This window comes from uncultured Pseudomonas sp. (assembly GCF_913777995.1).
GTDB lineage: Bacteria > Pseudomonadota > Gammaproteobacteria > Pseudomonadales > Pseudomonadaceae > Aquipseudomonas.
The window spans coordinates 100,710-124,539 of the sequence record NZ_CAJYVE010000042.1 but is presented as its reverse complement, the minus strand read 5'-3'; the positions used below and the strand labels follow the sequence as shown (position 1 = coordinate 124,539).

Genomic DNA, 23,830 nt, shown 5'->3' with positions numbered 1-23,830 from the left:
ACTGGTTGACCGAACCGTTGAAGCGGTTTTCGACCCGGCGCAGTTCGCCGTAGCGCTCACCCGGGCTGATGTTGCAGCCGCTGGAGCAGCCGTGGCAGATGCTCGGGGCGAACTGCATGTCCCATTTGCGGTTGTAGCGCTCGGAGTGGGTCTTGTCGGTGAACACACCGGTCGGGCAGACCTCGGTCAGGTTGCCGGAGAACTCGCTCTCCAGCACGCCGTCCTCGACGCGGCCGAAGTACACGTTGTCGTGTGCACCGTAGACGCCCAGGTCGGTACCACCGGCGTAGTCCTTGTAGTAGCGCACGCAGCGGTAGCAGGCGATGCAGCGGTTCATCTCGTGTGCGATGAACGGCCCCAGGTCCTGGTTCTGGTGGGTACGCTTGGTGAAGCGATAACGGCGCTCGTTGTGGCCGGTCATCACCGTCATGTCCTGCAGGTGGCAGTGACCGCCTTCCTCGCACACCGGGCAGTCGTGCGGGTGGTTGGTCATCAGCCATTCCACGACACTGGCGCGGAAGGCCTTGGACTCTTCATCGTCGATGGAGATCCAGGTGTTGTCGGTGGCAGGGGTCATGCAGGACATGACGATACGACCACGGGTGTCGTTCTCGTCGTTGTACTGCTTGACCGCGCACTGGCGACAGGCACCGACGCTGCCAAGCGCGGGGTGCCAGCAGAAGTAAGGGATGTCGAGGCCCAGTGACAGACAAGCCTGCAGCAGGTTGTCCGCACCGTTGACTTCGAGCGCTTTGCCGTCTACGTGGATAGTGGCCATGGTTCAAAGTTCTTCGTTGGCCCGTTGTCAGCGGGCGTGGCTAATGGAATCCGGTGGTACCCGCTTCGCACGGCCCCTGTCGTGACAGGGGCGGCGTCAGCCGGTACGGGTCGGTAATGCGGGGCATTACCGACCGGTCAGTCTTTTTATGCCCCGACGCTGGTCGGGATCTTGCCGGGGATGGGCAGGCCCGCGCTGGATGGCGCGACGCCGGCCTCGAATTCCGACCTGAAGTATTTGATCGCGCTGCCCAGTGGCTCGACGGCGCCCGGTGCGTGGGCGCAGAAGGTGCGGCCAGGGCCGAGGAAGTTGACCAGACCCAGCAGGGTCTCGATGTCCTCGGCACGCCCCTGGCCTTTCTCCAGGGCGCGGAGCATCTTCACGCTCCACGGCAGGCCGTCGCGGCATGGAGTGCAGAAACCACAGGATTCCTGGGCGAAGAACTCTTCCATGTTGCGCAGCAGCGAAACCATGTTGACCTTGTCATCGACCGCCATGGCCAGGCCAGTACCCATACGCGTGCCGACCTTGGCGATGCCGCCGGCGTACATCTGCGCATCCAGGTGCTCCGGGAGCAGGAAGCCGGTACCGGCGCCGCCAGGCTGCCAGCACTTGAGCTTGAAGCCGTCGCGCATGCCACCGGCGTAGTCTTCGAACAGCTCGCGGGCGGTCACGCCGAACGGCAGTTCCCACAGGCCGGGGTTCTTGACCTTGCCGGAGAAGCCCATCAGCTTGGTGCCGTGGTCTTCGCTGCCTTCACGGGCCAGCGACTTGTACCAGTCGTTGCCGTTGTTGACGATGGCCGGCACGTTGCACAGCGTCTCAACGTTGTTCACGCAGGTCGGCTTGCCCCACACGCCGACGGCGGCAGGGAAGGGCGGCTTGGAGCGCGGGTTGGCGCGGCGACCTTCCAGGGAGTTGATCAGTGCGGTTTCTTCACCGCAGATGTAGCGCCCCGCACCGGTGTGGACGAACAGCTCGAAGTCGAAGCCGCTGCCGAGGATGTTCTTGCCCAGCAGGCCGGCGGCCTTGGCTTCCTCGACCGCACGGTTGAGGTGGCGGGCCGCGGTGACGTATTCGCCGCGCAGGAAGATGTAGCCGCGGTAGGCTTTCAGCGCACGGGCGCTGATCAGCATGCCTTCGATCAGCAGATGGGGCAGTTGCTCCATCAGCATGCGGTCTTTCCAGGTGTTGGGTTCCATCTCGTCCGCGTTGCACAGCAGGTAGCGGATGTTTAGGGACTCGTCCTTGGGCATCAGGCCCCACTTCACCCCGGTGGGGAAGCCGGCGCCGCCACGGCCCTTGAGGCCGGAGTCCTTGACGGACTGCACGATGTCGTCGGGCGACTGCTGGGTCAGGGCCTTGCGTGCGGCCGCGTAGCCGTCCTTTTGCTGGTATTCGTCGAGCCATACCGGCTCGCCGTCGTCACGCAGGCGCCAGGTCAGCGGATGAGTCTCGGCCGTGCGCGTGATGCGGTTGGCCGGGCCGAAGGAAGTCAGGGTCATGAGTAAGCCTCCAGCATCTTGGCAACGCCACCGGGTTCGACGTTGCCGAAGGTGTCGTCGTCGACCATCACGGCCGGCGCCTTGTCGCAGTTGCCCAGGCAGCACACCGGCAGCAGGGTGAAGCGGCCGTCGGCGGTGGTCTGGCCCAGGCCGATGCCCAGGGAGCTCTTGATCTCTTCGACGATCGACTCGTGGCCGCCGATGAAGCACACCATGCTGTTGCATACACGGATGATGTGGCGACCGACCGGCTGGCGGAAGATCTGGCTGTAGAAGGTGGCTACGCCTTCGACATCGCTGGCCGGAATGCCCAGTACCTCGCTGATGGCGTAGATGGCGCCGTCCGGCACCCAGCCACGCTCTTTCTGGACGATCTTCAGGGCTTCGATGGACGCCGCGCGCGGGTCCTCGTAGTGATGCATCTCGTGCTCGATGGCCGAGCGCTCGGTTTCGCTGAGAACGAAACGGTCTGTCTGGATAAGTGGGCTGTTCATGCTTAGCGGTCCACGTCGGCCATAACGAAGTCGATACTACCCAGGTACGCAATGAGGTCCGCGACCATGCTGCCGCGGATCACCGAAGGGATCTGCTGCAGGTGCGGATAGCTCGGAGTGCGGATCCGGGTACGGTAGCTCATGGTGCCGCCGTCGCTCGTCAGGTAATAGCTGTTGATACCCTTGGTCGCTTCGATCATCTGCAGGGATTCGTTGGCCGGCATGACCGGGCCCCAGGAAACCTGCAGGAAGTGGGTGATCAAGGTTTCGATGTGCTGCAGGGTGCGCTCCTTCGGTGGCGGCGTGGTCAGCGGGTGATCCGCCTTGTACGGCCCCTCGGGCATGTTGCGCAGGCACTGGTCGATGATGCGGATACTCTGGCGCATCTCCTCGACGCGGACCATGCAGCGGTCGTAGGCGTCGCCGTTATGACCCAGCGGAACCTCGAATTCGAAGTTCTCGTAGCCGGAGTACGGACGCGCCTTGCGCAGGTCGAAATCGCAGCCGGTGGAACGCAGGCCGGCACCCGTGACGCCCCATTCCAGGGCTTCCTTGGTGTTGTAGGCGGCAACGCCGATGGTACGGCCCTTGAGGATGCTGTTCTTCAGTGCCGCCGTGGTGTACTCGTCGAGGCGCTTTGGCAGCCATTCGACGAAGTCCTTGACCAGCTTCTCCCAGCCGCGTGGCAGGTCGTGAGCCACGCCACCGATGCGGTACCAGGCCGGGTGCAGGCGGAAACCGGTGATCGCCTCGATCACGGTGTAGGCACGCTGACGGTCAGTGAAGGTAAAGAACACCGGGGTCATGGCGCCGACGTCCTGGATGTAGGTACCCAGGAACAGCAGGTGGCTGGTGATGCGGAAGAACTCGGCCATCATCACGCGGATGGTGTTGACGCGGTCCGGCACCTTGATGCCAGCCAGCTTCTCGACCGCCAGCACGTAGGGCAGGTTGTTCATCACCCCGCCCAGGTAGTCGATGCGATCGGTGTAGGGGATGTAGCTGTGCCAGGACTGCCGCTCGCCCATCTTCTCGGCGCCGCGGTGGTGATAGCCGATGTCCGGTACGCAGTCGACGATCTCTTCACCGTCGAGCTGCAGGACGATACGGAAGGCACCGTGCGCAGAAGGGTGGTTGGGGCCGAGGTTGAGGAACATGTAGTCCTCGTTCGCGCCCGAGCGCTTCATGCCCCAGTCTTCTGGGTTGAAGCGTGCGGCTTCTTCCTCGAGCTGCTGTTTGGCGAGGTTGAGGCTGAACGGGTCGAATTCGGTGGCGCGGGCCGGGAAGTCCTTGCGCAGCGGGTGACCTTCCCAGGTCGGCGGCATCATGATGCGCGACAGGTGCGGGTGGCCCGGGAAGTCGATGCCGAACATGTCCCAGACTTCGCGTTCGTACCAGTTGGCGTTCGGCCAGATACCGGTCACGGTAGGTACGCTGAGGTCGCTTTCGGACAACGCGACCTTGATCATTACGTCACTATTACGCTCGATCGACATCAGGTGGTAGAACACCGTGAAGTCGGCACCGGGCAGGCCGCGACGATGGGTGCGCAGGCGTTCGTCCACACCATGCAGGTCGTAGAGCATGGAGTAGGGCTTGGCGACGTTGCGCAGGAAAGTCAGTACTTCGATCAGCCGGGCGCGCTCGACCCACAGCACCGGCATGCCGGTGCGGGTCGACTGAGCCGTGAAGGCCTCGGCGCCGAAGCGGGAATTCAGTTCGTTGACGACATCTTGGTCGTCAGCCTTGTACGGCGGGATGTACAGAGCGGTGTCTGCAGTCATAGGTCTCGATCACTTCGGTCAACGTACAGAGTCGACCCCGTTCTTGCCTTGTTGCGGCCGAACGGGGCGTATCAGACTTCGTCGGGGCTGCGCAGGTTGGTGACCTGAATGCGCTGTTCGCGGCGCTCCACCTTGGTCGACGGCATTTCGGCACGGTAGATGCCTTGATCGCCGACGACCCAGGAAAGCGGGCGCCGCTCCTTGCCGATGGATTCCTGCAGCAGCATCAGGCCTTGCAGGAACGCTTCGGGGCGGGGCGGGCAGCCGGGCACGTAGACGTCCACAGGGAGGAACTTGTCCACGCCCTGCACCACGGAGTAGATGTCGTACATGCCGCCGGAGTTAGCGCACGAGCCCATGGAAATGACCCACTTGGGTTCGAGCATTTGCTCGTAGAGACGCTGGATGATCGGAGCCATCTTGATGAAGCAGGTGCCGGCGATGACCATGAAGTCCGCCTGACGCGGCGATGCCCGGATAACCTCGGCGCCAAAGCGCGCGATGTCGTGGGGCGCCGTGAAGGCGGTGGTCATTTCCACATAGCAGCACGACAGGCCGAAGTTATACGGCCACAGGGAGTTCTTGCGACCCCAGTTGACGGCATTGCTGAGCACATCTTCGAGCTTGCCCATGAAGATGTTCTTGTGGACCTGGTCCTCGAGAGGGTCGGCTACGGTTTTACGTTCGCCGATTGGATACTGCTCGTTAGGAGCATCCGGGTCGATCCTGGTGAGATTGTATTGCATTGCCAAAGCCTCATTGTTTTAGCTTCGCCTGCCGGTTACGGCGACCTTCGGGTGCCCAATCGAGCGCCCCCACCCGCCACAGGTAGACAAGACCAGCCAACAGAATTGCTATGAAAACGAGAGCTTCGACAAAGCCGGCCCAGCCGCTTTCGCGGACGGACACAGACCAGGCAAAGAGAAAGAGGGCTTCGATATCGAAGATCACGAACAGCATCGCGACCAGATAGAATTTTGCGGAGAGTCGCAGGCGTGCGCTGCCGGTAGGCAGCATGCCGGACTCGAAAGGTTCGTTCTTGCTGCGGCCCCAGGCACGGCTGCCGAGGAGGCTGGACAGACCCAGCATGAAGGCACAGAGGCCGACGACGCCCAAAAGGAAGATGGCGAAGCCCCAGTTGTGGGCAATCAGACCGGTCGATTCGGACATGCTGGCAATCCTTAGTCAGAGTACGGAGACTCTGAGTTTGAAATTTTTGGAGAAATGTAGGCAGTGACGAAATGTCGCAGCGAAATCAATAAAAGCGATTTTATGTGCAAACAGATGGCAAGTAAATTTTCTACATAAAAATTATTCGACCGGTTGGTCGCACAAAACCCTCTTAGCCCGCCGCAGCCCACGTAAACCGTGCATCTCCAGCGTTTTGGTCAAGTATTCTTCTTTCTTGGAAAAACAAAAACAGAAAACGATAATGATAATTGATTTCATTCGTTAGTCTGTTTCATTCGTGCGCGTGAGGATGTTGATGCGCTTACTGTGACACAAGTAGCATCTTTCGTGTGGCGTTACTTGTCTGGAGTCAATAGAGAGGTAACTAAACAAGCCGCCCCCAAGGGGCGGCCTGTCGTGGCGTTGTCAGTGGAACTGTTCCTGCTCGGTCGAGCCGGTCAGCGCGGTCACCGACGAACTGCCGCCCTGAATCACCGTGGTCATGTCGTCGAAGTAGCCGGTACCGACTTCTTGCTGGTGCGCCACGAAGGTATAGCCCTTGGCGGCATCGGCGAACTCCTGTTCCTGCAGCTTTACATAGGCCGTCATGTCGTTGCGGGCGTAGTCGTGCGCCAGGCTGAACATGCCGTGCCACATGTTATGGATGCCGGCCAGGGTGATGAACTGGTGCTTGTAGCCCATGGCGGACAACTCGCGCTGGAACTTGGCGATCGTGGCATCGTCGAGATTCTTCTTCCAGTTGAACGATGGCGAGCAGTTGTACGACAGCAGCTGGTCCGGGTATTCCTTCTTGATCGCCTCGGCGAAGCGACGCGCCTCGTCGAGGTCCGGCTTGGCGGTCTCGCACCAGATCAGGTCGGCGTAGGGCGCGTAGGCCAGGCCTCGGGCAATGGCCTGGTCGAGGCCGGCGCGCACTTTGTAGAAACCCTCCTGGGTGCGTGCGCCGGTGACGAACGGCTGGTCATAGGGGTCGCAGTCGGAGGTCAGCAGGTCGGCCGCGTTGGCATCGGTACGCGCCAGGATGATGGTCGGCACGCCAGCGACGTCGGCGGCCAGCCGAGCAGCGACCAGTTTCTGCACCGCCTCCTGAGTGGGCACCAGCACCTTGCCGCCCATGTGCCCGCATTTCTTCACCGAGGCGAGCTGGTCTTCGAAGTGGACACCCGCAGCGCCGGCCTCGATCATGCTTTTCATCAGTTCATAGGCATTGAGCACGCCGCCGAAGCCGGCTTCGGCGTCAGCCACGATGGGCGCGAAATAGTCGATATAGCCCTCATCACCCGGGTTCTTGCCGGCTTTCCACTGAATCTGGTCGGCGCGGCTGAAGGCGTTGTTGATCCGGCGCACCACGGTGGGCACGGAGTCGACCGGATACAGGGACTGGTCGGGATACATGGATTCGGCCGAGTTGTTGTCGGCGGCCACTTGCCAGCCGGACAGGTAGATGGCCTGAATGCCGGCCTTCACCTGCTGCACGGCCTGGCCACCGGTCAGGGCGCCCATGCAGTTGACGAAGTCCTTGTCGGGACGGAAAGACGGGCGGGCACCCTGGGTGACCAGCTTCCACAACTTTTCTGCACCCATCTTCGCGAAGGTGTGCTCCGGTTGAACCGAGCCACGCAGGCGGACGACATCAGCAGCAGAGTAGGTTCGGGTCACGTTTTTCCAGCGCGGATTTTCAGCCCAGTCTTTTTCGAGAGCCGCTATTTGTTGTTCGCGTGTCAGTGCCATGTTGATAAACCTCATTTCCTGGGTTTTACAGGGGGTGAAACGCTGCGCCCATGGCGCCCGGCGTTTCCGCGACCTGATGCGGTTGGAGTGTCCTGCTCCGCCAAAACGCCTCGTTTATCGAAGGCACTCTCAATGGCTGCTCACTGATCGGTGAAACGTGCGGCGAACCGCGTGTGCGTCGGATTGCGACGGATGAACGAATGGCTCGTGGTGACGAGCGGGCTTGGGCGTGTTCGCGGTTGCATGCACCTGTGTTGCGCGGCGCTTGGTCCACTACATTTTCGCCTGACTGCCGAACAGGGCTACCGTCCCTCGGGACAACTTCGTTCCAGTCGCAATCTCGTCAGGCCGCCTTTTGGGCGATCAGGACACGCAACGGCCCTGGCGGTGGTGCAGGGCACGCTGCGGAGGCATTGCACAGGCCTCTGATCAGCGGGAGCGAGGCCATCATGCCGTGGGCTTTTAGGGGCGTCAAACGTTTTGTAGTGAATATTTCAGTCCACTACATCTTTGGTCTAATACGACCGGCGAGTCACGAAAAGGCCCGTGGGTTCGGGGTTTGCGGGTGGTCCCCGTCAGTCCAGGGTTTCCACCTTGACGCGCAGCAGCATGTCGTCACGACCCTGGGTGGAGTAGTACTGGGCGTTGCCCTGATGGTCGGCGATGGACTGGCTGCTGTTGCCCGCCACGGTGATCCATTCGCCCAGTCGACCGCTGACCTTGCTGTCGGTGCTCTGCACCTTAATGGTATCCGGACGTTCCTGGCTCAGTCGGTCGCGATTGGTGCTGATGCTCAGGTGTACGATGTCGCCGGTCACGCTGGCGGTGACATAGAAGCCCTGGGTGACGTTGCGGTACTGGGTTTCGCTTTGTGAATAGCCGTAGCTGTCAGTGCGCGAGGTGGTCAGCGGCACGCTTTGGCCGACCTGGATCAGGGCGGGGCTGCCTTCGCTGGTCTGCACCTGCTGAACGCCGCCTTCGCGGCTCGCGGTGCCGTAGTTGATGACCCGCCCGCGATTGACACCGTTGCCGCTCTGGGCGGCGTTATCGCTGGTGTCGACGCTGATCAGCAAGCGTCGGGCGGCGACATCGAGCTGGCTCAGCAGGGCGCGCAACTCCTCGATGCGGCGTGACTCGGCGGTAACGATCAACTGGTTGCCGTAGGCCTTGACCGAGCCATCCTGGCCGATGAAGTCGCGGGCCACAGGCAGCATTTCGTCGCTGGTGCGGTAGTTCAGCGGTACCACTTCGGTGGCTGCCAGGGCATTGGCACTCAAGGCCAGCAGCAGCGAGGTCAGCAGGGGGCGTACTAACATGTCCTTTCTCCGCAAGGTCCGTGCGCAAGCCCTGAGTGTGCCACTTTGCCTGCCAATAGCAAAACGCCCTGGTGATCGGCATCACCAAGGCGTTCATGGGCTGATGGAGCAGCATCAGCTGCGAAAAGTATCCCGGCTCAAGTGGTGGCTAGCCCACTTCGCGCAGCATGTCGACATGGGGTAGGCCGGCCTCGAGGAACTCGTCGCTGACCACGCGAAAACCGAACCGCTCATAGAACGGCGCGGCATGCACCTGGGCGCTCAGCTTCTGTTGCTTGAGGCCGCGTTTCTCGGCTTCCGCCAGGACACTGCCAAGCAGCGCCTCGCCGACCTTCATGCCGCGCCAGTCCTTGAGCACCGACAGGCGTCCGATCTCGCCATCGGGCAGCAGGCGTGCCGTTCCGATCGGGTAGTCACCCTCGCAGGCCAGGAAGTGCACCGCATCCGAATCCTCGGCATCCCATTCCAGCTCCGGCGGCACCGACTGTTCAGCGACGAAGACGCTGTCGCGGATACGCCGGATCGCGGCGTTTTCCTTTTGCCAGTCAGCAACCGATACGCTGATGTTATTCATCGGCAAATCCCAGGCTTCCCTGTTTGATCAGTTCGCAAACCAGCGTGCGGCCGTCTTCATCGGCCAGCCATGGGCCGAGGTTCTCGATGTGCAGGGCATCGGCCGCGCAAATCAGCTTCAGCAGTTCACGCAGCTTGCCCGGCAGCAGGCGGCTCTGGCCACTGGCAAAAAGTAGCAGGTCGTCATCGACGTTCGACCAGGCCAGGCGCGCGCTGGGGTTACGGATAATGATGGCACCTTGCTCCAAGCTGTCCAGCAAATCGGCTTCTTCCAGTTCTTCGCCGCTGACCAGTTCCGGGTAGCGTGGCTCGGTCATGAACTGGCCGAACCAGGTCAGCAGCAGGCGCTCGTCGCCCATATGCTCGGCGAGCAGGCCCTTGAGACGGTCCAGCGCGTCATGCTGGATCTGGTGCGGGTCGGCGGCTGGCTCCAGGCCGGCGTCCGTGTAGCGCTCTTCGTCAGGAATGAACTGGCTGAGGAAGTCGGTGAAGTGAGTCAGCACTTCGGCCGCGCTCGGCGCGCGGAAGCCCACCGAGTAGGTCAGGCAGTCATCTTCGGCCACGCCCCAGTGGGCCAGGCGCGGTGGCAGGTAGAGCATGTCGCCCGGCTCCAGGACCCACTCTTCGCTGCCTTCGAACTCGGCCAGGATGCGCAGGTCGGCGTGCTTGATCAGCGCGCTGTCGGAGTCGCACATCTGGCCGATCTTCCAGCGGCGCTTGCCGTGGCCTTGCAGCAGGAACACATCGTAGTTGTCGAAGTGCGGGCCGACGCTGCCGCCAGGCGCGGCGTAGCTGATCATCACGTCATCGATGCGCCAGCTGGGCAGGAAGCGGAAGTGCTCCAGCAGTTCGGCGACTTCCGGTACGAACTGGTCGACCGACTGCACCAGCAGGGTCCAGTCGCGCTCTGGCAGCTTGCTGAACTCGTCCTCGGCGAACGGGCCGCGGCGCAGTTCCCAGGGGCGCTCGCCATTTTCGATGACCAGGCGCGACTCGACTTCTTCTTCCAATGCCAGGCCGGCCAGTTCGTCGGGCTCGATGGGGCTCTGGAAGTCAGCGATGGCCTGGCGGATCAGCAGGGGTTTCTTCTGCCAGTAGTCGCGAAGGAAGGTGCGCGCGCTGATGCCGCCGAGAAGTTGCAGAGGTGTATCAGGATTCATGTTCAACCCATTGAAATATGGTGATTTTGGTTCGCGAATAAAAACGCCCGGCTGGGCCGGGCGTTGTTCGCTGGGCGCAGGTCAGATGCGTTTGGCCTGAGCCACGGCATTACCGATGTAGTTGGCTGGAGTAAGCTGCTTGAGCTCGGCCTTGGCTTGTGCCGGCATGTCCAGGCCATCGATGAAGGTCAGCAGTGCTTCAGGACTGATGCCCTTGCCACGGGTCAGCTCCTTGAGCTTCTCGTAGGGGTTCTCGATGTTGTAGCGACGCATGACGGTCTGGATCGGCTCGGCGAGGACTTCCCAGCAGGCGTCCAGGTCGGCGGCGATGCGCTGTTCGTTCAGCTCCAGCTTGCCGATACCCTTGAGGCTGGCTTCGTAGGCGATGACGCTGTGGGCAAAGCCCACGCCCAGGTTGCGCAGCACGGTGGAGTCGGTCAGGTCGCGCTGCCAGCGGGAGATCGGCAGCTTGCTGGCCAGATGCTGGAACAGGGCGTTGGCGATACCCAGGTTGCCTTCGGAGTTCTCGAAGTCGATCGGGTTGACCTTGTGCGGCATGGTCGAAGAGCCGATCTCGCCCGCGATGGTCTTCTGCTTGAAGTAACCCAGGGAGATGTAGCCCCAGATATCGCGGTCGAAGTCGATGAGGATGGTGTTGAAGCGCGCAATGGCGTCGAACAGCTCGGCGATGTAGTCGTGCGGCTCGATCTGCGTGGTGTAGGGGTTGAACACCAGGCCCAGCTCGTCTTCGATGAAGGTGCGTGCGTTGGCTTCCCAGTCGATGTCCGGATAGGCCGACAGGTGGGCGTTGTAGTTGCCTACGGCGCCGTTGATCTTGCCCAGCAGTGGCACGGCTGCGACCTGGGCGATCTGCCGCTCCAGGCGGTAGACGACGTTGGCCAGTTCCTTGCCGAGGGTGGTCGGCGAAGCGGGCTGGCCGTGGGTGCGCGACAGCATTGGCACGCCGGCGAAGCGCTGTGCCAGTTCACGGATGGCGTCGGCGATCTGGCGCATCAGCGGCAGCACGACCTGGTCGCGGCCTTCGCGCAGCATCAGGGCGTGGGACAGGTTGTTGATGTCTTCGCTGGTGCAGGCGAAGTGGATGAACTCACTGACCTTGTTCAGTTCAGGCAGCTTGGCGGCCTGCTCCTTGAGCAGGTATTCCACGGCTTTTACGTCGTGGTTGGTGGTGCGCTCGATTTCCTTGACGCGTTCGGCGTGCTCGATCGAGAAGTCGCTGGCCAGGGTGTCGAGAATCGCGTTGGCTTCGGCGGAGAAGGCCGGGACTTCGGCGATCTGCGGGTGAGCGGCCAGGCGTTGCAGCCAGCGTACTTCCACCATGACGCGGAAACGGATCAGGCCGTACTCGCTGAAGATGGGGCGCAGGGCCTGGGTTTTGCCGGCATAGCGGCCGTCTACAGGGGAAACCGCGGTGAGCGAAGAAAGCTGCATGGGGTGCTCTCGGACAGTCTGGCTGTGAAAAGGGCGCACATCATACACGAAAACGCCGCTCGTCTGGAGCGGACTGACCAGCGTAGAGTGCGTCGCGGGGGAGTGGATGCGCGGCGCTTCAGCCGTGCATCAGGGTATAGAGTTCATTCAGCAGCTTGCGGCGGCTGAACACCAGCTGCCAGCGGTGACCGCCAACTTGTCGCCACAGGCGTGCCGAGCGGATACCGGCGAGCAGCAGGCCGCGAATGCGCGACGCGTTGCTGGGTTGCTGCAGGTTGCGCATGTCGCCGTGCACCTGGATGCGCTGGCGCAGGGTGCTCAGGGTGTCCTGATAGAGGGCGCCGGTAGCGGCGATGACGTTCTCGTGGGTGATGCCGAAATGCTCCACCTGCGACTGGATCTGCGGCAGGCGCCGGCCGATCACTTCGAGCATGTCGTCACGTTTGGCCAGCTGGCGCTCCAGGCCGAGCATCGCCAGGGCATAGCGCAGCGGCTCGCGCTGCAGCGTGCCGGGGTCACGCTCCAGGGCGCTGGCCAGGGCGCGGTAGCCTTCGCGCAGGTGCTGGTCGTTGCCGCCATACACATCCAGGGTGTCCTTGGGGTTGAGCACCAGCAGGCTGCCAAGCATGCAGCCCAGGTCCGCTTCGGCCACCTGGCCGGTCTTGGCGATACGGTCGACCAGCACGGCGGTCTGAAAGACACCGCCCAGAGCGGTCAGTTGTTCCTGCATGCGGTTCATCGCGCCATATCCTTGCTGCTCCAGGGTTCGGCCACTTCGATCACGCCGCCACCCAGGCAGATTTCGCCGTCGTAGAACACCACTGACTGGCCCGGGGTCACGGCGCGCTGCGGCTCGTCGAACACGGCGCGGTAGCCGTCCGCCGTCTGTTCCAGGGTGCAGGCCTGGTCAGCCTGGCGGTAGCGGACCTTGGCGGTCAGGCGGCGCGGGGTGGAAAGGTCGACGGGGTTGACCCAGAAGATCTGCGAGGCCAGCAACGCACGGGAGAACAGCCAAGGGTGGTCGTTGCCTTGGCCGACGATCAGTTCATTGTGTTCCAGGTCCTTTTCCAGGACGTACCACGGCTCGTCACCGGCGTCCTTGAGGCCGCCGATGCCCAGGCCCTGACGCTGGCCGATGGTGTGGTACATCAGTCCGGCGTGACGGCCGATGACCTCGCCCTCGGTGGTCTTGATCTCGCCGGGTTGGGCGGGCAGGTACTGGCGCAGGAAATCGGTGAAGCGACGCTCGCCGATGAAGCAGATACCTGTGGAGTCTTTCTTGCGGGCAGTGGCCAGGCCGTGCCTCTCGGCAATGGCGCGCACTTGCGGCTTTTCCAGTTCGCCAACGGGGAACAGCGTGCGGGCGATCTGTTCGCCGCCGACGGCATGCAGGAAGTAGCTCTGGTCCTTGTTGGGGTCCAGGCCCTTGAGCAGTTCGCTGCGCCCGTCGAGGTCACGGCGGCGCACGTAATGGCCGGTGGCGATCAGGTCAGCGCCCAGGCTCAGGGCGTAGTCGAGGAACGCCTTGAACTTGATTTCCCGGTTGCAGAGGATGTCCGGGTTGGGCGTGCGGCCAGCCTTGTATTCTTCCAGGAAGTGTTCGAAGACGTTGTCCCAGTATTCGGCGGCGAAGTTGGCGGTGTGCAGCTTGATGCCGATACGGTCGCACACGGCCTGGGCGTCGGCCAGATCTTCCTTGGCGGTGCAGTATTCGGTGCCGTCGTCTTCTTCCCAGTTCTTCATGAACAGGCCTTCCACCTGATAACCCTGCTCCAGCAGCAGGACGGCGGAAACGGAAGAGTCCACGCCGCCGGACATGCCGACGATGACGCGTGGTTTATCTGTGTTCGCAAGGGTGGAATCGGGCATGGGGTATTCGACAGCTATGGTGAAAAGGACGCGATTCTATCAGGCCAGCGCTTTGTCGTCTCACGCCTTGTCGCGCAGCAGCTCGAGACTGAAGCGTTCGCCGTGCAGGTAGTCATCCACACAGCGCAGTACCAGTTCGCTGCGCCAGCGTGGGCGTTGCTCCAGCAGTTCATCGCGGGTCAGCCAGCGTGGGCCGATGATCCCATCGTCAAGTCGGGCCTCCGGGTGATGGCGCAAGGCCTTGGCGGCAAAGCAGATGCGCTGGTAGGTCACGCCGTTGCTCGGGGCGGTGTACAGGTAAATGCCGACCACGCCGGTGAGTTCGACGTCCCAGCCGGTCTCTTCGAGGGTTTCGCGCACGGCGGCACGCTGCAGGCTTTCGTTCGGGTCCAGGTGGCCAGCGGGCTGGTTGAGGACCGCTTGGCCGTTCTGCAGTTCCTCGACGAACAGGAAGCGTCCCTGGTCTTCGACAAGGGTGGCGACAGTTACATGGGCATGCCAGGTCATGGAGGAAGCCTTATGGAAATGATGAGCACTATATGGCGCCGCCAGTGGCCAGTTGCAAGAGCGGGGCGCACTGGCGCGTCAAAGCCAATGCCGGGCCGTTCGGAATATGGGTCCTGAAACGAAAAACCCCAGCCAGAGGGCCGGGGTCTTCGTGTTGCAGCGTTTCGCCTTACAGCGCAGCGATGGCCGCGTTGAGGGTGGCGCTAGGGCGCATGGCCTTGCTGGCCAGTTCCGGCTTGGCGAAGTAGTAGCCGCCGATTTCCACCGGCTTGCCTTGCACCGCGCCCAGCTCGGCAACGATCTTCTCTTCGTTGTCGGTCAGGGTCTTGGCCAGCGGGGCGAACTGCGCCTTGAGGGCCGCATCTTCGTCCTGGGCAGCCAGGGCCTGGGCCCAGAACAGGGTCAGGTAGAAGTGGCTGCCACGGTTGTCGATACCACCAACCTTGCGCGATGGCGACTTGTTACGGTCGAGGAACTCGCCGGTGGCCTGGTCCAGGGTCTTGGACAGTACCAGGGCCTTCGGATTGTTGTAGGCGTGACCCAGGTGCTCCAGGGAGGCGGCCAGGGCCAGGAATTCGCCCAGCGAGTCCCAGCGCAGGAAGTTCTCTTCGACGAACTGCTGCACGTGCTTGGGTGCCGAACCGCCAGCGCCGGTTTCGAACAGGCCACCGCCGTTCATCAGCGGCACGATGGACAGCATCTTGGCGCTGGTGCCCAGTTCCATGATCGGGAACAGGTCGGTCAGGTAGTCGCGCAGCACGTTACCGGTGGCCGAGATGGTGTCCTTGCCGGCGCGGGTGCGCTCCAGGGTGGCCTTCATGGCGTCGACAGGCTTGAGGATCTGGATGTCCAGGCCCGAGGTATCGTGGTCGCCCAGGTATTTCTTGACCTTGTCGATCACCAGTGCGTCGTGGCCACGAGCGGAGTCCAGCCAGAAGATGACCGGGGTGTTGCTGGCGCGGGAACGGTTGACGGCCAGCTTGACCCAGTCCTGGATCGGGGCGTCTTTGGTCTGGCACATGCGGAAGATATCGCCTGTCTCGACGTTCTGCTCCAGCAGGACTTCACCCTTGCTGTTGGTGACGCGGACCACGCCGTCGGCCTTGGCCTGGAAGGTCTTGTCGTGAGAGCCGTATTCTTCGGCCTTCTGCGCCATCAGGCCGACGTTCGGTACGCTGCCCATGGTGGTTGGGTCAAAGGCGCCGTGCTTCTTGCAGTCTTCGATCACGGCCTGGTAGATGGTCGCGTAGCAGCGATCCGGGATCACGGCCTTGGCATCGTGCAGTTGGCCATCGGTGCCCCACATCTTGCCCGAGTCACGGATCATGGCTGGCATCGAGGCGTCGACGATCACGTCGCTCGGCACGTGCAGGTTGGTGATGCCCTTGTCGGAGTTGACCATCGCCAGTTGTGGGCGAGCGGCGTAGACGGCCTGGATGTCAGCCTTGATTTCTTCCTGCTTGGCAGCTGGCAGGTTGCCCAGGCGGTTGTACAGGTCGCCGATGCCGTTGTTCAGGTCGAAGCCGATTTCCTTGAGCACGTCGGCGTGCTTGGTCAGGGCGTCCTGATAGAACTCCTCGACGATCTGGCCGAAGATGATCGGGTCGGAGATTTTCATCATGGTGGCTTTCAGGTGCACCGAGAACAGCACGCCTTGCTGCTTGGCATCGGCGATTTCGGCGGCGATGAAGCTGCGCAGGGCTTTCTTGCTCAGCACCGAGCTGTCGATGATCTCACCCGCCTTGACGGCAGTTTTCTCTTTCAGGACGGTGGCGGTACCGTCCTTGGCGATCATTTCGATCTTCAGGGTATCGTCGGCGGCGATCAGCGCGCCTTTCTCGCTACCGTAGAAATCGCCACCGCTCATGTGGGCGACATGGGCCTTGGAGTCGGCAGTCCAGACACCCATCTTGTGCGGGTGCTTGCGCGCGTAGTTCTTGACCGACAGCGGGGCGCGGCGGTCGGAGTTGCCTTCACGCAGAACCGGGTTCACAGCGCTGCCCTTGACCTTGTCGTAGCGCGCGCGGGCGTCTTTCTCGGCGTCGGTGGCAGGGTTTTCCGGGTAGTCTGGAATGGCGTAGCCCTGGTCCTGCAGCTCTTTGATGGTTGCCTTCAGCTGAGGAACCGAGGCGCTGATGTTAGGCAGCTTGATGATGTTGGCTTCTGGCGTGGTGGCCAGTTTGCCCAGCTCGGCAAGATGATCCGGGATGCGCTGGTCGGCGTTCAGCGACTCAGGGAAGCTGGCCAGCACGCGACCTGCCAGGGAAATGTCACGGGTCTCGACGTCGATGTCGGAGGAGGCCGTGAACGCTTCGATGATAGGCAGGAGGGAGTAGGTGGCGAGGGCCGGAGCTTCGTCGGTGAAGGTGTAGATGATCTTCGAGCGGTTGGACATTCGTATTAACTCTCTGTTTTGCTGAGCATGCACAAGATCCCGAGGTGCGCCGGGCGGGCGCTTTACCCGCGTCAGTGTCGCGGGCCGGGGCGGGATTGATTCGCGGTGATGGTGGGTGCATCAGTCGAGCGTCAAGCAATTGGGCACCATGCGGCCCAACGCAATTGGGGCGGGCGTCGCGTATTCGCATGCCTCGGCCCCTCTGACCGGAGTCTCATGACTCTGCAGTCACGCCGGAGTATACCAAACCCTGAAACGCAAGCATTAATGCTATGCGGCGATTTGGCGCATGCCAATACCTTCATGGTTGAAAGCAAGCGCGCTGGATCAACGCTTGCGGCGATTTTTGCAAAAGTTCCCCGATGCCGTCCAACGCCTGGGTTTGTGAGGCCGCGCCGACCTGACTAGGCTCAATGGCGGTCAGGCTGTCCAGGCATACACGCATTGGAGCTCAGCATGAAATACACGAAGATAACCCCGCCCGGGTTCGGCGAGCGGATCACCGCCAACCCGGATCACAGCCTCAAGGTTCCCGATCAACCCATCATTCCTTATATAGAAGGCGACGGCATCGGTGTGGATATCACGCCGGTCATGTGCAAGGTCGTGGATGCCGCCGTGGCCAAGGCCTACGGCGGACAGCGACGGATCGCCTGGATGGAGGTCTACGCCGGCGAGAAGGCCACCCGCATCTACGATCCCGACAGCTGGCTGCCGAGCGAGACGCTGGAGGCGCTGAGGCATCACCTGGTATCCATCAAGGGCCCGTTGACCACCCCGGTCGGCGGCGGCATCCGCTCGTTGAACGTCGCCCTGCGCCAGCAGCTCGACCTTTATGTGTGCCTGCGTCCGGTGCGCTGGTTCACCGGGGTGCCGAGCCCGATGAAGGCGCCGGAAGCGGTGGATATGGTGATCTTTCGCGAAAACGCCGAGGACATCTACGCGGGCATCGAATGGCCGGCGGGGTCGGCGCAGGCCGGGCGGGTGATCCGTTTTCTGAAGCAAGACATGGGCGTCACCTCGCTGCGCTTCGAGGAGGATTGCGGCATCGGTATCAAGCCTGTCTCACGCGAGGGTACCCGCCGCCTGGTACGCAAGGCGCTGCGCTACGTGGTGGAGGAGGATCGTCGCTCGCTGACCATCGTCCACAAGGGCAACATCATGAAGTTCACCGAAGGAGCCTTCAAGGAATGGGCTTATGAGCTGGCGGTCGAGGAGTTCGGCGCTGCCCTGCTGGACGGCGGGCCGTGGATGCGCTTCGTCAACCCGAAGACGGGCAGGGAGGTGGTGGTCAAGGATGTAATCGCCGATGCCATGTTGCAGCAGGTGCTTTTGCGTCCGGCGGATTACGACGTGATTGCCACCCTCAACCTCAATGGGGATTACCTCTCTGATGCGCTGGCGGCGCAGGTGGGGGGTATTGGCATTGCCCCGGGCGCCAATCTGTCGGATCAGGTGGCGATGTTCGAAGCGACCCATGGCACGGCGCCGCGTTATGCGGGCAAGAATCAGGTCAATCCAGGGTCATTGATTCTCTCGGCGGAAATGCTGCTGCGTCACCTCGGATGGGGGGAAGCGGCCCGGCGGGTGTTGCAGGGGGTGGAGGGGGCGATTGCCGCGAAAACCGTTACCTATGATTTCGCACGCTTGATGCCTGACGCACGGCAGGTGTCCTGCTCTGGCTTCGGTGAAGAGGTGATCGCGAGGATGTAGCGAGGAGGGTCTTCCGAACGGCCGGTTCGAACTGCTGAACCGGCTTGCCATCTATATCATGGCTGGCGTTTGTGGTGGTTCGCCTCAGGCTGGCACATTGGAGGTCTTGGGGGACACTGCGCCTGACGTCTCAGCTGCCTTGGCGGCAGTCACCGCAGCAGGCGAAATGTTGACGGCGTGCAGACCCTTGGGCCCTTGGATAATCTCGAAGTTGACCGGCTGGCCTGCTTTGAGCGTCTTGTAACCATCCATTTGAATAGCTGAATAATGTGCGAACAGATCTTCATCCCGGCCGTCGGCAAGGATAAATCCATAGCCTTTTGCATTATTGAACCACTTGACTTTACCACTGAACATAGCCATATCCCTCTGCAAAGGACTCCGTCTGGAGTATCATCCACCTCAATCCGCCATACCTGAAAAAAATTTTGGTTGACTGCGCGGACCCTTTTTACCCAATGTGGGCTCTATTGTTTGTAACACCGTTTAGCTGATAGTCAAGGTCATGCGGCAGTACGTTTTACAACGCCGATCTGACACCGGCCATTGGCTATTAGTTCAACCAGCCCCCTTTTCGAAACGAACGTTTTCCCATGCATGCAATCAGCGAGATTCGACTAACATTCAATCAGGACGAGCAGCGTCCCCATGAGGATGACGCAGCCGGAGTGGCAGTGCAGGAAGCGCGGCCGAGTCTGCAGGCGCCGCCGATGTACAAGGTGGTGTTGTTCAACGATGACTACACGCCAATGGATTTCGTTGTCGAAGTGCTGGAGGTGTTCTTCAACCTGAATCGCGAGCTGGCTACCAAGATCATGCTGACCGTTCATACTGAAGGCCGGGCGGTATGTGGGTTATATACCCGTGATATCGCCGAAACCAAAGCCATGCAGGTCAATCAGTACGCCAGGGAAAGTCAGCATCCGTTACTCTGTGAGATCGAGAAGGACGGTTAAACGCCGACCACTTGGGTATGAGGTGAAGCTATGTTAAACCGTGAGCTCGAAGTCACCCTTAATCTGGCCTTCAAGGAGGCGCGCTCCAAGCGTCATGAGTTCATGACTGTCGAGCACCTTCTCCTGGCCTTGCTGGACAACGAAGCCGCCGCCACCGTCCTGCGTGCGTGCGGTGCCAACCTCGATAAGCTCAAACACGATTTGCAAGAGTTCATCGACTCCACCACGCCGCTGATCCCCGTACACGACGAGGATCGCGAGACCCAGCCGACCCTCGGCTTCCAGCGCGTTCTGCAGCGCGCTGTCTTCCATGTGCAGAGTTCCGGAAAGCGTGAAGTGACCGGTGCCAACGTGCTGGTCGCCATCTTCAGTGAACAGGAAAGCCAGGCTGTGTTTCTGCTCAAGCAGCAGAGCGTGGCCCGGATCGATGTCGTCAACTACATCGCTCATGGAATCTCCAAGGTTCCGGGGCATGGCGAACACTCTTCCGAAGGTGAGCAAGATATGCAGGACGACGAGGGCGGTGAGGCTTCTTCCTCGGGCAATCCTCTGGATGCCTATGCCAGCAACCTGAACGAACAGGCGCGCCAGGGGCGTATCGACCCGCTGGTCGGTCGTGAGCAGGAAGTCGAGCGTGTGGCGCAGATTCTCGCCCGTCGTCGCAAGAACAACCCGCTGCTGGTCGGTGAGGCTGGGGTGGGCAAGACCGCCATCGCCGAAGGTCTGGCCAAGCGTATCGTCGACAACCAGGTGCCGGACCTGCTGGCTGGCAGCGTGGTGTACTCCCTGGACCTTGGCGCGCTGCTGGCCGGCACCAAGTACCGCGGTGACTTCGAGAAGCGTTTCAAGGCGCTGCTCAACGAGCTGCGCAAGCGGCCGCATGCCATCCTGTTCATCGACGAGATTCACACCATCATCGGTGCCGGTGCCGCCTCGGGTGGCGTCATGGATGCCTCCAACCTGCTCAAGCCGCTGCTGTCTTCCGGTGAGATCCGCTGTATAGGTTCCACCACCTTCCAGGAATTCCGCGGCATCTTCGAGAAGGACCGTGCCCTGGCGCGGCGCTTCCAGAAGGTCGACGTGTCCGAGCCTTCCGTGGAAGACACCATTGGCATCCTCAAGGGGCTCAAGGGGCGTTTCGAGCAGCACCACGCCATCGAATACAGCGACGAGGCGCTACGCGCCGCCGCCGAACTGGCTTCGCGCTACATCAATGACCGGCACATGCCCGACAAGGCCATCGACGTCATTGACGAGGCGGGCGCCTACCAGCGTCTGCAACCCGTCGAACAGCGCGTCAAGCGCATCGAGGTGGCGCAGGTCGAGGACATCGTTGCCAAGATCGCGCGTATTCCGCCCAAGCACGTCAACAGCTCCGACAAAGAGCTGCTGCGCAATCTGGAGCGCGACCTCAAGCTCACCGTGTTCGGGCAGGATGCGGCCATCGACTCGCTGGCTACCGCCATCAAGCTTTCTCGCGCCGGGCTCAAGTCGCCAGACAAGCCAGTCGGCTCGTTCCTGTTCGCCGGGCCTACCGGTGTCGGCAAGACCGAGGCGGCGCGGCAATTGGCCAAGGCGCTGGGCGTCGAGCTGGTGCGCTTCGACATGTCCGAGTACATGGAACGGCATACCGTCTCGCGGCTGATCGGTGCGCCTCCGGGCTACGTCGGTTTCGACCAGGGCGGCCTGTTGACCGAGGCCATCACCAAGCAGCCGCACTGCGTACTGCTGCTCGATGAAATCGAGAAGGCGCACCCCGAGGTCTTCAACCTGCTGCTGCAGGTCATGGACCACGGCACCCTGACCGACAACAACGGGCGCAAGGCGGACTTTCGCAATGTGATCCTGATCATGACCACCAACGCTGGCGCGGAAACCGCCTCGCGGGCTTCCATTGGCTTCACCCAGCAGGATCACTCCTCGGATGCCATGGAAGTGATCAAGAAGAGCTTCACGCCGGAGTTCCGCAACCGTCTGGATACCATCATCCAGTTCGGTCGCCTCAGCCACGAAGTCATCAAGAGCGTGGTGGACAAGTTCCTCACCGAACTGCAGGCGCAACTGGAAGACAAGCGCGTGTTGCTCGAAGTGTCCGATGCGGCACGCAGCTGGCTGGCCCAGGGCGGTTACGATGCGGCGATGGGCGCGCGGCCGATGGCGCGGCTCATCCAGGATCGCATCAAGCGGCCGTTGGCCGAGGAGATCCTGTTCGGCGAGCTGTCCGAGCATGGCGGTGTGGTGCATATCGATGTCAAGGATGGCGAGATCACCTTCGACTTCGAAACCACGGCGGAAATGGCCTGACCGTCTGCCCGTCCCGCAAGGGACGGGTAGCGATCCTGCAGAAACGACAAAGCCCGGCATTGCCGGGCTTTGTCGTTTGAAGCTTACGCGATCAGCGAGCGCGGTAGGTGATACGCCCTTTGCTCAGGTCGTAGGGCGTCAGTTCAACGCGCACCTTGTCACCGGTCAGAATACGGATGTAGTTCTTGCGCATCTTGCCGGAGATATGCGCGGTTACGACGTGCCCATTTTCCAACTCCACGCGAAACATGGTGTTGGGCAGGGTGTCGACGACAGTGCCTTCCATTTCGAAGCTGTCTTCTTTCGACATGCAGTAAAGCCCTCGGGTATCAAATGAGTGGCCCGGTGCAAGTGGCGCCAGGCAAAAGCGGCGTGCATTGTGCCCGAAAAAGGCCTGTCAAGCCAAGGACTTCAATACAGAGTGACCCATCTTTGATTGGTCAGCAGTTCGATGGGTCGATATTGGGTCTTGTAGTTCATCTTCTTGCAGTTCTTTATCCAGTAGCCAAGATAGACCGCGTGAAGATGCAGGCGCGCGGTTTCCGCAACCTGCCAGAGAATCGCATAGCGCCCGAGGCTGCGCCGCTCTTCGTCGGGATCATAGAAGGTGTACACCGCTGAAAGTCCGTTGGGCAGCAGGTCGGTGACCGCAACGGCCATCAGGCGGCCTTCGGCGCGGAACTCGTAGAAGCGCGAGAAGGGCAGGTCGCGCACTAGGAAGGTGGTGAACTGATCGCGGCTGGGCGGGTACATGTCGCCGTCGGCATGGCGTTGCTCGATGTAGCGCTGGTAGAGGTCGAAATACTCCTGGGTGAATACCGGCTTGACGCTGCGCACTTCCAGGTCGGCGTTGCGCTTGATGATGCGCTTCTGCTGCCGGGTGGGCACGAACAGGTCGACGGGGATGCGAGCCGGTATGCAGGCGCTGCAGTTCTGGCAGTGCGGTCGGTAGAGGTGATCGCCACTGCGGCGAAAGCCCATGTCCGAAAGATCGGCATAGACCTGCACGTCCATGGGCTGGCTGGGATCGAGGAACAGCGTAGTGGCCTGTTCTTCGGGCAGGTAGCTGCAGGAGTGGGGTTGAGTGGCATAAAACTTGAGCCGCGCCAGCTCTGTCATGATTGCCCCCGTTTACATAAGCCGATAGACAAGAGTGTAAGCCAGCCTGTCAAACTCGCCTAGGCAACCAGTCGGCGTTATTTTCGGCATCGATGTAACGGTTCAGGTAATCGGCGAATGCCGCGCGGCTGATGGGGCCGGCTCCGAGGCTGTGCAGGTGGTCGGTCGGCATCTGGCAGTCGATCAGTACGAAGCCCCAGGCCGCGAGGTGCTCCACCAGCGTGGCGAAGCCAACCTTGGATGCGTTGTCGGCGCGGCTGAACATGGATTCGCCGAAGAACAGTCGGCCCATGGCCAGGCCGTAGAGTCCGCCGATCAGTTCGTCGCCCCGCCACACCTCAACGCTGTGGGCATGTCCGCGGCGGTGCAGCTCGCGATAGGCATCTTGCATGCCATTGGTGATCCAGGTGCCCTGGGCATAGCTGCGTGGCGCAGCGCAGGCGCCGATCACTGCGTCGAAGTCCTGGTCGAAGGTCACTCGGTAGCGTTGCTGGCGCAGCAGCTTGGCCAGGCTGCGTGAGACATGCAGCTGTTCGGGCAGCAGCACCGTGCGTGGGTCGGGCGACCACCAGAGGATCGGCTGGCCATCCTGAAACCACGGAAAGCAGCCGTGGCGATAAGCCTGCACCAGACGCTGCGCAGACAGGTCGCCGCCAGCGGCCAGCAGCCCGTTGGGTTCACGCAGTGCCTTGTGCAGCGGTGGAAATTCCAGACTGTCGCGTCTTAGCCAGGTCAGCATGGGGCGAGATTTCTCGGTAGGGGAGGGCAGATGTGCAACTCTGTATGCCAGGTATGGTCAGAGCCAGGTTGACGTGAGTTTATCCTGACCTATGTCGTGGATGAATCCTGCTTCATAAGCCTTTGTCACGAAAGAGAATGCGTGCTCAAATTGAGCCTCGTCGGCGATGCTTGAAGACCCAGCTGCTGCGCGCCAGACTTGTAGCGCGCTGCGCCATGTCCGCAGGCGGCCAAGGGCGTACAAT

Annotated in this window: 22 protein-coding genes; 3 read left to right on the top strand and 19 right to left on the bottom strand. The window is 61.7% G+C overall.

The annotated features are described in order from the left end of the window. The 15 genes from QZ497_RS18705 to QZ497_RS18635 all read right to left on the bottom strand — a co-directional run. A partial coding sequence (locus QZ497_RS18705) for a 2Fe-2S iron-sulfur cluster-binding protein (RefSeq protein ID WP_295477764.1) occupies positions 1–778 on the bottom strand: 778 nt, incomplete at its 3' end. A gap of 146 nt (positions 779–924) precedes the next feature. Beyond that, entirely contained in the window at positions 925–2,283 is a 1,359-nt protein-coding gene (gene nuoF / locus QZ497_RS18700) for an NADH-quinone oxidoreductase subunit NuoF (RefSeq protein WP_295477760.1), read from the bottom strand. Beyond that, a complete protein-coding gene (gene nuoE, locus QZ497_RS18695; protein WP_295477757.1) occupies positions 2,280–2,777 on the bottom strand; it encodes an NADH-quinone oxidoreductase subunit NuoE in 498 nt (165 codons plus the stop codon). The genes nuoF and nuoE overlap by 4 nt, the downstream gene beginning before the upstream one ends. A 2-nt stretch (positions 2,778–2,779) precedes the next feature. Beyond that, positions 2,780–4,561: an NADH-quinone oxidoreductase subunit C/D gene (gene nuoC / locus QZ497_RS18690; protein ID WP_295477755.1), complete on the bottom strand. Its 1,782-nt coding sequence runs from the start codon at positions 4,559–4,561 to the stop codon at positions 2,780–2,782. A 71-nt stretch (positions 4,562–4,632) separates the two neighbouring features. Next, positions 4,633–5,307 (bottom strand): NADH-quinone oxidoreductase subunit B, encoded by a 675-nt coding sequence (locus QZ497_RS18685; RefSeq protein ID WP_295477752.1) that lies wholly within the window; start codon positions 5,305–5,307, stop codon positions 4,633–4,635. Positions 5,308–5,317: 10 nt separating this feature from the next. Then, a complete protein-coding gene (locus QZ497_RS18680) occupies positions 5,318–5,731 on the bottom strand; it encodes an NADH-quinone oxidoreductase subunit A (protein ID WP_295477749.1) in 414 nt (137 codons plus the stop codon). Between the two features lie 426 nt (positions 5,732–6,157). After that, the gene (aceA, locus tag QZ497_RS18675) at positions 6,158–7,483 is read right to left on the bottom strand and encodes an isocitrate lyase (RefSeq protein WP_295477746.1); all 1,326 of its coding nucleotides are present in this window, start codon (positions 7,481–7,483) and stop codon (positions 6,158–6,160) included. Between the two features lie 575 nt (positions 7,484–8,058). Next, on the bottom strand, positions 8,059–8,799 hold the full coding sequence (locus QZ497_RS18670) for a secretin N-terminal domain-containing protein (RefSeq protein WP_295477743.1): 741 nt from the start codon (positions 8,797–8,799) through the stop codon (positions 8,059–8,061). 148 nt (positions 8,800–8,947) lie between these two features. Then, the gene (locus QZ497_RS18665) at positions 8,948–9,373 is read right to left on the bottom strand and encodes a GNAT family N-acetyltransferase (protein ID WP_295477740.1); all 426 of its coding nucleotides are present in this window, start codon (positions 9,371–9,373) and stop codon (positions 8,948–8,950) included. Continuing rightward, positions 9,366–10,532 carry a cupin domain-containing protein gene (locus QZ497_RS18660; RefSeq protein WP_295477737.1) on the bottom strand — a complete coding sequence of 389 codons (1,167 nt, stop codon included), beginning with the start codon at positions 10,530–10,532 and terminating at the stop codon, positions 9,366–9,368. Before QZ497_RS18660 ends, QZ497_RS18665 begins: the two co-directional genes overlap by 8 nt. Before the next feature lie 81 nt (positions 10,533–10,613). Further along, entirely contained in the window at positions 10,614–11,984 is a 1,371-nt protein-coding gene (purB, locus tag QZ497_RS18655) for an adenylosuccinate lyase (RefSeq protein WP_295477734.1), read from the bottom strand. Between the two features lie 118 nt (positions 11,985–12,102). Next, entirely contained in the window at positions 12,103–12,723 is a 621-nt protein-coding gene (gene hflD, locus QZ497_RS18650; protein ID WP_295477731.1) for a high frequency lysogenization protein HflD, read from the bottom strand. Then, positions 12,720–13,853 (bottom strand): tRNA 2-thiouridine(34) synthase MnmA, encoded by a 1,134-nt coding sequence (gene mnmA / locus QZ497_RS18645; protein WP_295477729.1) that lies wholly within the window; start codon positions 13,851–13,853, stop codon positions 12,720–12,722. The genes hflD and mnmA overlap by 4 nt, the downstream gene beginning before the upstream one ends. Before the next feature lie 60 nt (positions 13,854–13,913). Then, the gene (locus tag QZ497_RS18640; RefSeq protein WP_295477726.1) at positions 13,914–14,360 is read right to left on the bottom strand and encodes an NUDIX hydrolase; all 447 of its coding nucleotides are present in this window, start codon (positions 14,358–14,360) and stop codon (positions 13,914–13,916) included. Between the two features lie 169 nt (positions 14,361–14,529). After that, positions 14,530–16,755, bottom strand: coding sequence for an NADP-dependent isocitrate dehydrogenase (locus QZ497_RS18635; protein WP_295477723.1), 2,226 nt, complete (start codon positions 16,753–16,755; stop codon positions 14,530–14,532). 456 nt (positions 16,756–17,211) lie between these two features. Between QZ497_RS18635 and icd the strand changes: the two genes are divergently transcribed. Then, entirely contained in the window at positions 17,212–18,468 is a 1,257-nt protein-coding gene (gene icd / locus QZ497_RS18630) for an NADP-dependent isocitrate dehydrogenase (protein WP_295477720.1), read from the top strand. An 84-nt stretch (positions 18,469–18,552) separates the two neighbouring features. Here icd and cspD read toward each other — a convergent pair whose 3' ends face one another. After that, positions 18,553–18,825 (bottom strand): cold shock domain-containing protein CspD, encoded by a 273-nt coding sequence (cspD, locus tag QZ497_RS18625; RefSeq protein WP_295477717.1) that lies wholly within the window; start codon positions 18,823–18,825, stop codon positions 18,553–18,555. Positions 18,826–19,061: 236 nt separating this feature from the next. Between cspD and clpS the strand changes: the two genes are divergently transcribed. Beyond that, positions 19,062–19,424 (top strand): ATP-dependent Clp protease adapter ClpS, encoded by a 363-nt coding sequence (gene clpS, locus QZ497_RS18620; protein WP_295477715.1) that lies wholly within the window; start codon positions 19,062–19,064, stop codon positions 19,422–19,424. 30 nt (positions 19,425–19,454) lie between these two features. After that, on the top strand, positions 19,455–21,728 hold the full coding sequence (clpA, locus tag QZ497_RS18615) for an ATP-dependent Clp protease ATP-binding subunit ClpA (protein WP_295477712.1): 2,274 nt from the start codon (positions 19,455–19,457) through the stop codon (positions 21,726–21,728). A gap of 91 nt (positions 21,729–21,819) precedes the next feature. Here the strand turns inward: clpA and infA are convergent, their stop codons facing one another. From infA to aat, 3 genes are all read right to left on the bottom strand, one after another. After that, positions 21,820–22,038 (bottom strand): translation initiation factor IF-1, encoded by a 219-nt coding sequence (gene infA, locus QZ497_RS18610; RefSeq protein ID WP_002553999.1) that lies wholly within the window; start codon positions 22,036–22,038, stop codon positions 21,820–21,822. Positions 22,039–22,139: 101 nt separating this feature from the next. After that, positions 22,140–22,847: an arginyltransferase gene (locus QZ497_RS18605; protein ID WP_295477709.1), complete on the bottom strand. Its 708-nt coding sequence runs from the start codon at positions 22,845–22,847 to the stop codon at positions 22,140–22,142. 49 nt (positions 22,848–22,896) lie between these two features. Beyond that, positions 22,897–23,586 (bottom strand): leucyl/phenylalanyl-tRNA--protein transferase, encoded by a 690-nt coding sequence (gene aat / locus QZ497_RS18600; RefSeq protein WP_295477706.1) that lies wholly within the window; start codon positions 23,584–23,586, stop codon positions 22,897–22,899. Positions 23,587–23,830 lie beyond the last annotated feature (244 nt).

Coding starts and splice junctions, on each gene's coding strand:
- nuoF (WP_295477760.1), bottom strand. CDS start 2,283: ATGACCCTGACTTCCTTCGGCCCGGCCAACCGCATCACGCGCACGGCC.
- nuoE (WP_295477757.1), bottom strand. CDS start 2,777: ATGAACAGCCCACTTATCCAGACAGACCGTTTCGTTCTCAGCGAAACC.
- nuoC (WP_295477755.1), bottom strand. CDS start 4,561: ATGACTGCAGACACCGCTCTGTACATCCCGCCGTACAAGGCTGACGAC.
- QZ497_RS18685 (WP_295477752.1), bottom strand. CDS start 5,307: ATGCAATACAATCTCACCAGGATCGACCCGGATGCTCCTAACGAGCAG.
- QZ497_RS18680 (WP_295477749.1), bottom strand. CDS start 5,731: ATGTCCGAATCGACCGGTCTGATTGCCCACAACTGGGGCTTCGCCATC.
- aceA (WP_295477746.1), bottom strand. CDS start 7,483: ATGGCACTGACACGCGAACAACAAATAGCGGCTCTCGAAAAAGACTGG.
- QZ497_RS18670 (WP_295477743.1), bottom strand. CDS start 8,799: ATGTTAGTACGCCCCCTGCTGACCTCGCTGCTGCTGGCCTTGAGTGCC.
- QZ497_RS18665 (WP_295477740.1), bottom strand. CDS start 9,373: ATGAATAACATCAGCGTATCGGTTGCTGACTGGCAAAAGGAAAACGCC.
- QZ497_RS18660 (WP_295477737.1), bottom strand. CDS start 10,532: ATGAATCCTGATACACCTCTGCAACTTCTCGGCGGCATCAGCGCGCGC.
- purB (WP_295477734.1), bottom strand. CDS start 11,984: ATGCAGCTTTCTTCGCTCACCGCGGTTTCCCCTGTAGACGGCCGCTAT.
- hflD (WP_295477731.1), bottom strand. CDS start 12,723: ATGAACCGCATGCAGGAACAACTGACCGCTCTGGGCGGTGTCTTTCAG.
- mnmA (WP_295477729.1), bottom strand. CDS start 13,853: ATGCCCGATTCCACCCTTGCGAACACAGATAAACCACGCGTCATCGTC.
- QZ497_RS18640 (WP_295477726.1), bottom strand. CDS start 14,360: ATGACCTGGCATGCCCATGTAACTGTCGCCACCCTTGTCGAAGACCAG.
- QZ497_RS18635 (WP_295477723.1), bottom strand. CDS start 16,755: ATGTCCAACCGCTCGAAGATCATCTACACCTTCACCGACGAAGCTCCG.
- icd (WP_295477720.1), top strand. CDS start 17,212: ATGAAATACACGAAGATAACCCCGCCCGGGTTCGGCGAGCGGATCACC.
- cspD (WP_295477717.1), bottom strand. CDS start 18,825: ATGTTCAGTGGTAAAGTCAAGTGGTTCAATAATGCAAAAGGCTATGGA.
- clpS (WP_295477715.1), top strand. CDS start 19,062: ATGCATGCAATCAGCGAGATTCGACTAACATTCAATCAGGACGAGCAG.
- clpA (WP_295477712.1), top strand. CDS start 19,455: ATGTTAAACCGTGAGCTCGAAGTCACCCTTAATCTGGCCTTCAAGGAG.
- infA (WP_002553999.1), bottom strand. CDS start 22,038: ATGTCGAAAGAAGACAGCTTCGAAATGGAAGGCACTGTCGTCGACACC.
- QZ497_RS18605 (WP_295477709.1), bottom strand. CDS start 22,847: ATGACAGAGCTGGCGCGGCTCAAGTTTTATGCCACTCAACCCCACTCC.
- aat (WP_295477706.1), bottom strand. CDS start 23,586: ATGCTGACCTGGCTAAGACGCGACAGTCTGGAATTTCCACCGCTGCAC.